General features: G+C 33.0%; 11 protein-coding genes. 1 reads left to right on the top strand and 10 read right to left on the bottom strand.

The genetic code is table 11. The annotated features are described in order from the left end of the window. Positions 1-10: 10 nt before the first annotated feature. The gene (gene hflX / locus KA873_RS05305) at positions 11-1,243 is read right to left on the bottom strand and encodes a GTPase HflX (protein WP_107383960.1); all 1,233 of its coding nucleotides are present in this window, start codon (positions 1,241-1,243) and stop codon (positions 11-13) included. 103 nt (positions 1,244-1,346) lie between these two features. Between hflX and KA873_RS05300 the strand changes: the two genes are divergently transcribed. Then, entirely contained in the window at positions 1,347-1,820 is a 474-nt protein-coding gene (locus tag KA873_RS05300; protein ID WP_107383961.1) for a glutathione peroxidase, read from the top strand. A gap of 83 nt (positions 1,821-1,903) precedes the next feature. On the opposite strand, the gene hfq is transcribed toward KA873_RS05300, so the two are convergent. The 9 genes from hfq to mutL all read right to left on the bottom strand — a co-directional run bounded on the left by hfq (position 1,904) and on the right by mutL (position 12,463). Next, on the bottom strand, positions 1,904-2,122 hold the full coding sequence (hfq, locus tag KA873_RS05295; RefSeq protein WP_046208590.1) for an RNA chaperone Hfq: 219 nt from the start codon (positions 2,120-2,122) through the stop codon (positions 1,904-1,906). Position 2,123: 1 nt separating this feature from the next. Further along, positions 2,124-3,071, bottom strand: coding sequence for a tRNA (adenosine(37)-N6)-dimethylallyltransferase MiaA (gene miaA, locus KA873_RS05290; RefSeq protein WP_210140184.1), 948 nt, complete (start codon positions 3,069-3,071; stop codon positions 2,124-2,126). Between the two features lie 15 nt (positions 3,072-3,086). Further along, positions 3,087-4,028: an alpha/beta hydrolase gene (locus KA873_RS05285; RefSeq protein ID WP_107383963.1), complete on the bottom strand. Its 942-nt coding sequence runs from the start codon at positions 4,026-4,028 to the stop codon at positions 3,087-3,089. A gap of 322 nt (positions 4,029-4,350) precedes the next feature. Beyond that, entirely contained in the window at positions 4,351-6,024 is a 1,674-nt protein-coding gene (locus KA873_RS05280; RefSeq protein ID WP_107386182.1) for a glycerol-3-phosphate dehydrogenase/oxidase, read from the bottom strand. A 146-nt stretch (positions 6,025-6,170) separates the two neighbouring features. Beyond that, positions 6,171-7,673, bottom strand: a complete 1,503-nt coding sequence (glpK, locus tag KA873_RS05275; RefSeq protein ID WP_119517634.1) for a glycerol kinase GlpK — start codon at positions 7,671-7,673, stop codon at positions 6,171-6,173. A gap of 177 nt (positions 7,674-7,850) precedes the next feature. Beyond that, on the bottom strand, positions 7,851-8,669 hold the full coding sequence (locus tag KA873_RS05270; protein ID WP_107386589.1) for an MIP/aquaporin family protein: 819 nt from the start codon (positions 8,667-8,669) through the stop codon (positions 7,851-7,853). 172 nt (positions 8,670-8,841) lie between these two features. Continuing rightward, positions 8,842-9,876, bottom strand: coding sequence for a S66 family peptidase (locus KA873_RS05265; RefSeq protein ID WP_210140183.1), 1,035 nt, complete (start codon positions 9,874-9,876; stop codon positions 8,842-8,844). Between the two features lie 102 nt (positions 9,877-9,978). Beyond that, complete coding sequence (locus KA873_RS05260; RefSeq protein ID WP_107504926.1) at positions 9,979-10,512, bottom strand: glycerol-3-phosphate responsive antiterminator; 534 nt, start codon at positions 10,510-10,512, stop codon at positions 9,979-9,981. Positions 10,513-10,525: 13 nt separating this feature from the next. Continuing rightward, the gene (gene mutL / locus KA873_RS05255; protein ID WP_107383968.1) at positions 10,526-12,463 is read right to left on the bottom strand and encodes a DNA mismatch repair endonuclease MutL; all 1,938 of its coding nucleotides are present in this window, start codon (positions 12,461-12,463) and stop codon (positions 10,526-10,528) included. Between the last annotated feature and the right edge of the window lie 4 nt (positions 12,464-12,467).

The following is a 12,467-nucleotide window of genomic DNA, read 5'->3' as shown; positions in this document are numbered from 1 at the left end:
ATTCTTCTTCCTATTCTTTTTTAAAACCTTTTACAGTATATGTTGCATCTGTTTCATTAAATTTGATTTCAGTGACAAGTGTATGCTGTTTTAAAAAATATAATCTATCGGCATCAGCACTTGGTACATTTTCTTCATAAGTAGTCAAAGCAGATTTTACTTGCTCAATAAGTAATTGTTTCACTTTTTCTTCATCTGCTTCATTTTTACTTGAAACAAATATTGATGGTAAATTAGTAGTAGGGGCAGTACCTTCATGTAAATCTTTTTTATTAAAAATAATAGCTTGTGGAATATGCCCCATTTCTAAATCACCTATAATTTGATTAACTGTATCATACTGAACACGATATTCAGGATGACTCGCATCTACGACATGTAACAACAAATCTGCACCTTTCGCTTCTTCTAATGTAGATTTAAACGCAGCGATAAGTGTAGTTGGTAGTTTTTGAATAAAACCAACCGTATCAGATATGATTAAATTAAATCCATCATTAATTTGAATTTGTCTTGTCTTAGGATCTAAAGTAGCAAAAAGTAAATTCTTCTCATAGGTAGCTTCATTAGCTAATGCATTAAACCAAGATGATTTACCAGCGTTTGTATAACCAATTAGTGCTACTTGAAACACATTATTTTGTTCACGTTTATTACGATAACGCTCACGATGTTCAACCACTGTTTCTAATTGATGTTTTATTTCATTCATGCGTGTTCTAATATGACGACGGTCCATTTCTAATTTAGTTTCACCAGGACCTCTCGTTCCAATGCCTCCACCTAATCTTGATAAACTACGCCCATGACCTTGGAGTCTTGGTAATAAATAATCTAATTGCGCTAATTCTACTTGTAACTTACCTTCTTTACTTCGTGCTCGAAGTGCAAAAATTTCTAAAATCAGTTGCGTTCTGTCGATAATTTTAACATTCAAATTACCATTTAATGTTTTTGACTGTGCCGTTGTCAATTCATCATTAGCAACTACTACATCTATTTCGTTCATTTCTACGTATGCTTTAATTTCTTCTAACTTACCTTTTCCAACGTAATATTTATTATCAAAATGTTGTCTGTTCTGAGTAAATTCAGCTTGTACATTTAATTGGCATGTTTCAGACAATGAAGCTAATTCTTCCATTGTTGATTCAAAATCAAACACTTCATCGGTTTGAGCTTGTACTCCAACTAAAATTGCTGATTCTAATTCCTTTTTAGTCGTATGTGTTTGTTGGCTCATAACATGCACCTCTTTCAAAGTTTTCTTTGCTATTTTATCATAGTGTTTATATAAAGACTATCTTCTCAAATTATGTTAAATTATTAATAAGAGGTGACGCTATATGACTATATACGATATAGAAGTTCAAAAATCAAATGGTGAAACATACAAATTAGAAGAATATAAAAACAAAGTATTACTAATTGTTAATACTGCTAGTGAATGTGGTTTCACACCACAATTTGAAGGATTACAACATTTATACGACAACTATAAAGACCAAGGATTTGTTGTACTAGGTTTTCCATGTAATCAATTTGGAGGTCAAGAGCCAGGCACTGGTGAAGAAGCGACTCAAAACTGTAAAATCAATTATGGCGTATCTTTTCCAATGCATGAAAAGATTGATGTCAAAGGAGAAAATCAACACCCATTATATCAATTCCTAACAGAACAACAAAATGGATTTTTCAATGAAAAAATCAAATGGAATTTCACAAAATTTTTGATTGATAGAGAAGGTAAAGTAACCAATCGTTACGCACCACAAAAAAAACCAGGTCAAATTGAAGCAGATATTGAAGCACTATTATAAGTAATAAGAAAGCTACACTTGATAATTTATATCAAAGTGTAGCTTTTTCATTTAAAGTATGCAAAATAAATTGTTTTTTAATATTATACTTCTTCTACTGCATCATCAAGCGTGAATGTACTGATAGCATGTTTATAAATAAGATGTTGCTTTCCTTGTGTTAATAAACAAACTAAATTGTCATCATAATCTTCAATAATGCCCTTCATTTGAAAACCGTTTACTAAAAATACAATAACTTTCGTTTGATCAGCCTTAAATTGTCCTAGGAATTTATCTTGGATGTTTTCTGTTGTATTCATATTATGTTCTCCTTTTCTTTATTTGGACTGAAACTTCATCTAACATCAATGAAAGTGACATTTTCTCTCTATCTAACCATACTACGTCGAGTTTGTTTTTGAACCAAGTCATTTGTCTTTTAGCATAATTTCTAGAATGCTTTTTCAATTTATTTGTTGCTTCGGCTAGACTAGCCTCATTTTTAATTACAGGTAACATCTCTTTATATCCGATAGCTTGCATACTTTGACAAGTTTCAAAACCATCTTCAACGAGTTGTTTCACTTCATTTAGTAATCCGCGTTCCAACATTATATCTACACGTTTATTAATTCTTTGATATAAAGTTTCGCGTGACATTTCTATCCCTATTAATAATGTATCATAATTTTCTGTATATTGTTGGTTTTTCTTGCGTAAACTTAAAAGTTTTTTTGTTTTTAAATAATATTCAATAGCTCTTCGAACTCTTTTTCGGTTATTTGGATGTATATTATCAGCTGAAATTTTATCTATAGATGCTAAATAGTCATGCATTGCTTCATTTGTTAATGAATCTATTTCTTTTAGCGCATGATCGACTTTAATTTGTTGTGCTTCAGATATCGTTTCATCCTCGAAGGCATAATTATAGATTAATGATTGGATATACAAGCCTGTGCCACCAACTATGATAGGCACATGATTTCTATCCGTGATTTCATTAATTAAATTTTGAGCTCTATTTTTAAAATCATATGCAGAAAAAGTTTCATCAGGTTCCAAAATATCTATCATATGATGAGGTATATCAGCCATCTCTTCTTGTTTTATTTTTGCTGTTCCAATATCCATGTATTTATATACTTGCATGGAATCTCCGCTAATTATTTCACCATTAAATTTTTTAGCCAATTCAATGCTTAATTCTGTTTTACCAACAGCTGTTGGACCAACTAATGCAATTATGAATGGTTTATCGCTCTGCACTTATATCAACTCTCTCTATGCTTTATCTGCTCTGTTATATTTTTTTAAAATTTGTCTTTCTATCCAATCGTACATATGTTGCCATGTAGTCGTCGCATCTTTTTCAAATAAGACTTCATGTCTTTTATTTTTGTATAAATGTACTGTGATATGTTGAATATTACCTTTTTTATATAATTTCCCTAAATGTCTAATCCCTTTGCCATAATTACCTATCGCATCATCTTTTCCAGAAATAAGTAAAATGGGTAGATCTGGTTTCATTTTTTTTATATTTTTTAATTTACTTGTCTGTAACATATATTTTACTGTTTCAAAAATCAATTGATTTGAGACTAAAAATCCAGTATAAGGGTCTTTTTCAAATTTTTCTACTTCTTGTTCATCGCTGGATAACCAATCACTTTCCGATTTATTATTTTTTATATTTTTATTAAAGGTTTTATACATTATTTGGTTTAACCATTTTAAACGCCGTCTTTTTCCAGTTATTAAAGTGATAAGTTTTAAAACTATTTGTACGAGTTTACCTAGATATTTAGGGTACTGCATAGTTCCTGATAAAATCATACCTTGCGCAACATCAGGATATTTTTGTGTGAAAATTCTAGCGATAATAGAACCCATAGAATGCCCTAATATAATATATGGCGTATGCACAGAATCAGAATACAACGTCTGTGCAATTTCAAAAGTATCGTCAGCTGTTTGCTCCATACTATCAATGTGACCACGTTCATATGATTCTATATCTATACCATGCCCTCTATGGTTGTGTCGCAGTACATCATATCCTTGTTGATTTAATGATTCAACAAGCGCATCATATCTATCCATATGTTCCGCCATGCCATGAAGTAAGTGAATAACACCAATCGTATCTTTTTTCGCCTTATTCAATTTCACTTCTAAAGTTGTCCCATCTGCAACAGTGATTTTAAACTCATTTCCACTCATGTTTTACCCCCAAATCACGTTTCGTTTCATTCATCATACATTATACAATATACCTTCAAAGTACACTGTTTTCAAATACAATGCTATTAAGCTTTATTACATTTTACAACGCAATTATTAGTAAAATTAAATGCATTATATCTTTAAAAACTAACTAAGTAAAAAAACCTGTGTCGCTCTATATATCTTAGATATAAAAACCCCCTTCAAAGCTTACATTTTTTTAATGTCTACTTTGAAGGGGGGAAATTATTATTCATAGTTTGAATCCACTCACTCATATACATGAGCATTCAATGATAGATTCATACAATATTTAAATTTATTCTTTAACTGCAGGTTGATTATTACCCGTTTGTGCTTCATCAATTGCAGTTTGAAGTTCTTTTGTAAACAAGTCTTTTTGAATATCTGTGTAGCCAAGTAATTCAGCCATTACATCAATCACTTGATCTTTATAATTTAGAACATCATCTATTTTGAAATAAAGTTTACCAGTACGACGAATAAAGAAATCTGTTGGACGATGAACCATTTCGTTTTGAATAGAATAAATCAATTCTGTATAAATATCTAATGGTAAACCAGACTCTTGATATTGTGCTGTTTGAGCAATTTTGAATAATTCTTCTACATTCGAACCATATTTCGTTGCAAAATGACGTGCTGTTGCATCATCTATTTGATAAGCTTTGGCATCTTCAACTTTTTTATCAATAAAGTTATCAAAGTTTGCACTACCACCAACATCTCCACCAGAAATTGGTAAGTGTTTTGTAGCACATTTATCAAATTTTAAACCGTACTCTGATTTTAAGCGTTTAGATAATAAGTCCACAATTTCTAATGCCATATGGCGATAACCAGTTAATTTACCACCAGCAATCGTGAGTAAACCAGACTTACCTTCCCATACTTCATCTTTACGAGAAATTTCTGAAGGATCTTTACCTTCTTCTAAAATCAATGGTCTAACACCAGCCCATGATGATTCAATGTCTTCATCAGCTACATTTACATCTGGGAACATATAGTTGATTGCGTCGATTAAATAATCTCTATCTTCCTGTGTTGCTAATGGTGACGTTTTATCGTTATCGTAAAACGTATCTGTTGTACCTACATATGCTTTTCCTTCACGAGGAATCGCAAAAATCATACGTCCATCTTTTTCAGTATCAAAGTATACTGCTTGTCCTAATGGGAATTTCGATTGATCTATAACAATATGAACACCTTTTGTTAAGCGCAGTTGTTTGTTATTACGTGCATAATCACCGCTACGTACTTCATCTACCCATGGGCCACTCGCATTGATTACTTTTTTAGCCTTAATTGGGTAAGTTTCACCAGTAATTTGGTCTTCAGCATGAATACCATTTACCTTTTCATTTGAATCATATGTGAAATGTACTGATTTCGTATGGTTAATTATTGTTGCGCCTTTTTCAGCTGCACGTTTCATAACTTCAATTGTTAAACGCGCATCGTCAGTACGATATTCAACGTAAGATCCGCCGCCTTTTAAGCCTGATTTTTTAACAAGCGGCTCTTTCGCTAACGTTTCTTTAGCATTTAACATTGTTTTACGTTCTGATTTTTTTACGCCTGCTAGTCTGTCATACATTGTTAAACCAATAGCTGTGGTAAATTTACCCATTGAACCACCTTTATGCATTGGCAATAACATACGCTCTGGTGTCGTTACATGAGGGCCATTTTCATATACAATCGCACGCTCACGACCAGTTTCTGCTACAACGCCCACTTGCAATTGCTTCAAGTAACGTAAACCACCATGAACTAATTTTGTTGAACGTGAACTTGTACCTTGTGCAAAGTCTTGCATTTCTACTAACGCAACCTTCATACCTCTTTGTGTTGCATCTAATGCAATACCTGCACCAGTAATACCTCCACCGATAATGACAACGTCAAAAGTATCATTTTTTAAATCTTTCTTAATCTGCTCTCTTTTCAAAGTTGATAAACTCATAAAATCTAGCGCCTCCTAGTAGTAATAAAAAAAGAGAGACCTATCCCATACATATATAATTGTACGAACAGTGTCTCTCAATTCTCATCTCGATAATATTAACTTACCCTTATTATAGCATAAGAAACTTAGATAAGTCTAATTCTTTATTCATCGTCTAACTTAAAGACTTGCGTTGCTTCTACAGCTTTTTTCCAGCCTTTATATAATTTATTTCTTTCTTTTTCTTCCATATCTGGATTAAATTCTTTTTCTAGTTTCCAACGGTTAGCAATTTCATCTTTATTATCCCAGAAACCTACAGCTAAACCAGCTAAATAAGCAGCACCTAAAGCTGTTGTTTCATTAATTTCTGGACGTTCAACACTCACGTTTAATAAATCAGATTGGAATTGCATAATAAAGTTATTTTTAACAGCACCACCATCAACACGCAGGTTATTCACTGTAATATCAGAATCTTTTTCCATTGCTTCAAGTACATCACGCGTTTGATAACACAGTGATTCTAATGTAGCACGGATAAAGTGTTCTTTTTCAGTACCACGCGTTAAACCAAAGATTGCTCCACGTGCATCTGCATCCCAATATGGTGTTCCTAAGCCTACGAATGCAGGCACAACGTAAACACCTTCTGTAGATTCTACACGTTCTGCGTAATTTTCTGATTGTGGTGCAGAATTAATCATTCTTAATCCATCTCGTAACCATTGAATGGCTGAACCCGAAACAAAGATAGAACCTTCAAGTGCATAATTAACTTTTCCATCTAGTCCGTAAGCGATTGTTGTTAACAAACCGCTTTTAGATGCTACAGCTTCTTCACCTGTATTCATCAACATAAAGCCACCTGTACCGTAGGTGTTTTTTACATCTCCACGTTCAAAACAAGCTTGACCAAATAATGCTGCTTGTTGGTCACCTGCAATACCAGCAATTGGTATTTCTTGTCCAAAGAAATGATAATCAATGGTATTTGCATAAACTTCACTAGACTCTTTAACTTCAGGTAACATAGTGTTTGGAATTTCTAATACATCCAATAATTCTTGATCCCATTCTAAATCATGGATATTATAAATCAATGTACGGCTTGCATTTGTATAATCTGTAATATGTGCTTTGCCACCAGATAATTTCCACACTAGCCATGAATCAATTGTACCGAATAATAAATCTCCATTATCAGCTTTTTCTCTTGCACCTTCTACATTATCAAGAATCCATTTAACTTTTGTCCCAGCGAAATACGGATCTAATAAGAGACCTGTTTTTTCTCTGAATTTATCTTCTAAACCTTGTTCTTTTAATTCTTGACAGATGCCTTGTGTTTGACGTGATTGCCAAACAATTGCATGATATACCGGTCTTGATGTTTTCTTATCCCACACTACCGTAGTTTCACGTTGGTTTGTAATACCAATACCAGCAATTTGATCTGCACCAACGTTTTCTTCATTTAAAACTTCAGCCATAACAGCTAAAACAGACGTCCAAATTTCATTAGCATCATGTTCTACCCAGCCTGATTTTGGAAAATATTGTTTGAATTCACGTTGTGCAACGCCTTTGATTTTTCCGTCTTGATCAAACAGAATTGCTCTAGAACTCGTAGTGCCTTGGTCGATTGACAAAATATATTTTTCCATAATTATTAGCTCCCTCTTCTAATGTTCATAACACGAATTACATATGTAATTCACATTGATATACATACTTTTCTGTACCCTTTTTTTATTAGTTCACTCAACTAATAATTTTATATTAATCCAATGATAATAATATCTAGTTATATTTTAACGTAAATACAAATAAATTAAACGTAATTAATATATCGATTCAATACCTTTAGCATTTTTCGCTTTATTTAATACGACACCTAAAATAAGCGTGATGATTAATAATACGATTGCAACCACTGACATTGTATCAAATGCACCTTTATAAAACAGTCTATAAATCACCGCACCAATCATACCACCAGTCACAGGGCCTAACACTGGTACAATTGCATAGGACCAATTAGAATCGCCTTTGCCAGAAATTGGTAGAATTGCATGTGCAATACGCGGACCTAAATCACGCGCTGGGTTAATTGCATAACCTGTAGGACCACCTAGGCTTAAACCAATTGCAACGATTAAACTACCGACAATTAATGGATTTAGTCCATCAGCAATTTTATTCATACCGATGAATAAAAGCCCCATTGTTAAAATAGCTGTGCCAATAATTTCACTCATAAAGTTTGCAAAATAGTTCTTAATGGCAGGAGCTGTAGAAAATACAGCTAATTTTGTACCTTGATCTTCTGTTGCTTTCCATTGAGCTAAATACATTAGCCAAACTAATGCACCACCCACAATACCACCAAGGATTTGACAGATGATATAGCCAGGTACCATAGACCAATTAACTGCGCCATCCATTGCAAATGCTAAAGTCACTGCTGGATTTAAATGCGCACCCGATATATTACCTACCGCGTACACTCCCATAGTAACTGCTAACCCCCAACCTGTAGCAATAACGATCCAATCTGCGCCATTCCCATTACTTCTTTTTAAGTTGACGTTTGCAACAACGCCTCCCCCAAATAGTACAAGTATTGCTGTTCCCAAAAATTCAGCAAAATATACACTCATAAAGACTCCTCCTAAAATAAGACAGGGAGATCCCTACAATTATATCCAGTTGTGAACCACCGGTTTAATTACTGTAGAAATCTCCCATCTCTGTTCTAAATATTAACTTGAGTTTATCTTACACCGTTGTTGTAAGCGTTGTCAAATGTTTTTGTAGAAAAGTTGTCACAACTTAAGTGGATACTACACTGTTTTCAGCGATACTAAACTGACCGGTTAATGGATCAATTTGTGCCATCAACCCATAAGGAATCGCATGTTTTGGTTCATTGTGACCAAATGATAAATTATAAAAAACAACCATTTTAGGATTATTGCATTTTTTTATTATTTTAAATATTTCCCTTTTATAATTTTCATAATATACATTGTTAAATGGCTTGCCAAAAATCATGCCATTCAGACGATTTAAAATACCATGCTTTAGCAATTGCTCTAAATATTCATCAAACATTTCCGGTGTCGGTGTGTCTTCCGATGTTTCTAAAAATAATATTGCCCCATTAAAAGCCTCAATTTCAGGAAATATTGAAGTATGACGTAAGTCAACAAAAGTTTCTAGATTCCCGCCTAAAAGATGGCCGCTTACTTTGTTATTACCATTTAATATTTCGTATCCATTTTGGACTATTTCAGGTCTACACCTGTTTTTATTTTTTATATCCCACTTTAATCCGAATGGTCGTATATAAAATGCTGGTTCTATTGTTCCAATTTTATTTGTATTAAACCAACACTTGTTAATATTCTCTACAGTATATGTATCCATTGCAATATTTTCTGCAAAATCAGTAAGTAATGCCTGCCCATAAAAACTAACTATCCCCATTTTATAAAACATCAAATGTACTGTAGTTGTATCTGAATAACCACTGAATATTTTAGGATTTGTGGCAATTGCCTGCAAATCCACATAAGGCAAAATGCGTATCGCATCTTCTCCACCAATACAACTAATAATAGCTTTAACTTCTGGATCTTTTACTGCTTCATTTAAATCTTTCGCTCTACATTCTGGGTGATCGTGAATAAAAGTTACACCTTTGAGTGCATGGGGCATTAGTTTGACTTTTAAACCAAATTCACTTTCCAAAAGATGAATGCCTTGTCGCGTTCGCCATAATATATCACTTTCACCTGCTAAACCAGAAGAAAGAGACACAATCGCCACAGTGTCTCCTTCTTTTAATTGCATTGGTTTTATCATTATCAACAACTCCCTATACTCGTTCATGGCGATCGTTCGCAAATATATTGATGATATCAAAATACTTAACTTTTATTGTTTTAGTTATATCATCTGATTAGATTACCATAACGATCGATCACTAGTTGTAATATATTTTGCACCATTTGAAACTGCAATGTCTACTTCTTCTTTACTGTTAATGAGTCCGCCAGCAATTACAGCAGTATTCGTTTCTTCGTTAATGATACGTATGGCTTTTGTAGCAATACCCGGTAAAACTTCCACAAAATCTGGTTCTACACGCTTAATCAATTCAATACTTCTAGATAATGCATGGCTATCTAATACAAATACTCTGAACACAGTTGTTGTATTTAGTGATTTTGCTTTTTTAATTACTTTTGTCTTGGTTGAAACGATGCCTTTAGGATGATAATTTTGAATAATGTATTCACACGCGAATTCATCATGGCTCATACCTTTGATTAAATCGATATGCATGTATGTTTCAATATTATTCTTGTTTAATAGACCCATGATGCTTTTAACATGCCCAATATGCGCATCTAACATGACACATTCCTTATAATCTGTCATCGTTAATTTTTCTAAATCTTTCATTGAGCGAACTGCAGGTAAAATATGCGGTTTCAACATGAATTCCTCCTTAGACAATACGTTTAAATAGACGTTCTAATTCATAATTTGAGAAATTAATAATAATGGGTCTTCCATGCGGACAGGTGAATGGATCTTCAGTCTCTCTCAACTGATTGACTAAATCTGCCATTTCATTATTTTTTAGATAGTGGTTAGCCTTAATTGATTTTTTACAACTCATCATAATCGCAGCTTCTTCACGAATTTTTCTAACGTCGACTTTTTTATGTTCTAATACATATTCAATCATATCTTTGATGATTTCTTCTGCTTCTTCTTTCGGAAACCAAACAGGATAGCTATCTACAATATAATCATGTCCACCAAATGGTTCTAAATGCACGCCTACCTTATCTAATTCATCTTTATACTGATTAATAATCATTAATTCATCTTTTGAGAAATGGAAAGTTAACGGGATTAATAAATTTTGACTTTCATTTACAACATCACCAATTTTTTCTCTGAAATATTCATACTTTATTCTTTCTTGAGCTGCGTGTTGGTCAATCATAAACATACCATTTTCATTTTGAGCGATAATATAGGTACCGTGGACTTGTCCAACAATTTCCATGTAGGGTATTCGACGAGTTGGTGAAGCACTCACGCGACCTTTAATATCCTCATCACTATTATCTTCAACTGAGACTTCATTGTCAGTAGAATCACTATTTGTTGTTTCAAAATCATAAAGTAGTTCATTTTGTATTTTCTTATAATCATTTTGTGATTCTTGAATACGATTTTGTTCACCATCGTGTTGATTTATATAAGATGCTTCATTTTCTACACTTGTGTCATTTTCATTATGCATGTTTGAATCAGCTGTTTGCTCAATATTTTGCTCAAAGTTATTTTGTTGTTGACGTTTTTCAAAATCCATTTTCTGTTGCTCAAATTGGTTTAATACCTTGTTTTTCTTCGTCATTTTATCCATATCATTTTGAGGAATTAAAATGCGATCTTTAAAAGCTTCACGAATTTTGTTAACGATTAATTCAAAAAGCTGGTCTTCTTTTGATAATCTTACCTCTAATTTAGTTGGATGGACATTGACATCTACCAATATCGGATCCATTTCAATATTGATATAACATATTGGGTAACGACCAACCATTAATAAAGTATGATAACCTTCTAAAATCGCTTTATTTAACAAGAAATTCTTAATATATCTCCCGTTAATAAAGATAGAAATATAATGCTTATTACTTCTAGAATGTTCAGGTTTCGCAAAATAAGCATCTAAATGATAATCACTTGTATCCCCTGTAACATGTACTAAGTCTTTAGCAACTTTCATACCATAAATTTCAGCCATCACTTCATTTGTTCTACCAGATCCATTTGTTTTTATAATTGTTTTACCATCAGACACAAGCGAAATACGTATATCAGGATGACTCATGGCCATACGATTTACTATATCTGTTATCTTACCTAGTTCGGTATATAGACTCTTAATATATTTTAATCGTGCTGGCGTATTATAAAATAGTGACTCCACTAAAATATCTGTGCCTCTTTTTGCTTTAGCTGGTTTTCGATTTAAAACCTCACCATTTTCCACATAAATTTCTTGGCCTTCTTGATTATCTGTGCATGTTTTCAATGTTACCTTAGAAACTGATGAAATACTAGCTAATGCCTCTCCACGAAAGCCTAATGTACGAATATGGAACAGATCATCATCTGCATCCAATTTGCTTGTTGCGTGACGATGGAATACTAAATCTAAATCATCGATTTCAATACCAGTACCGTTGTCAACAACACGTATAGAAGCGACGCCTGATTGTTCAACCTCTATATTTATTTCTGTTGCTTGTGCATCAATTGCATTTTCTAATAGTTCTTTCACAACTGATCCAGGTCTTTCCACTACTTCACCAGCTGCTATTTTATTTGCTAAAGATGTCTGTAATTCTTTTATTTTACCCATTGAA

Origin of the sequence: Staphylococcus sp. GDY8P45P (genome assembly GCF_017892745.1) — a bacterium.
Lineage (GTDB): Bacteria > Bacillota > Bacilli > Staphylococcales > Staphylococcaceae > Staphylococcus > Staphylococcus cohnii.
Note: the sequence above shows the minus strand (reverse complement) of the source record. Positions and strands in the feature narration are given on the sequence as shown.

Bases quoted from the DNA above. Each gene is read 5' to 3' on its own strand.
- KA873_RS05265 (WP_210140183.1), bottom strand. From the start codon at position 9,876: ATGATAAAACCAATGCAATTAAAAGAAGGAGACACTGTGGCGATTGTG.
- hfq (WP_046208590.1), bottom strand. From the start codon at position 2,122: ATGAATACAACAGAAAACATCCAAGATAAATTCCTAGGACAATTTAAG.
- KA873_RS05280 (WP_107386182.1), bottom strand. From the start codon at position 6,024: ATGAGTTTATCAACTTTGAAAAGAGAGCAGATTAAGAAAGATTTAAAA.
- KA873_RS05300 (WP_107383961.1), top strand. From the start codon at position 1,347: ATGACTATATACGATATAGAAGTTCAAAAATCAAATGGTGAAACATAC.
- KA873_RS05285 (WP_107383963.1), bottom strand. From the start codon at position 4,028: ATGAGTGGAAATGAGTTTAAAATCACTGTTGCAGATGGGACAACTTTA.
- KA873_RS05270 (WP_107386589.1), bottom strand. From the start codon at position 8,669: ATGAGTGTATATTTTGCTGAATTTTTGGGAACAGCAATACTTGTACTA.
- glpK (WP_119517634.1), bottom strand. From the start codon at position 7,673: ATGGAAAAATATATTTTGTCAATCGACCAAGGCACTACGAGTTCTAGA.
- hflX (WP_107383960.1), bottom strand. From the start codon at position 1,243: ATGAGCCAACAAACACATACGACTAAAAAGGAATTAGAATCAGCAATT.
- mutL (WP_107383968.1), bottom strand. From the start codon at position 12,463: ATGGGTAAAATAAAAGAATTACAGACATCTTTAGCAAATAAAATAGCA.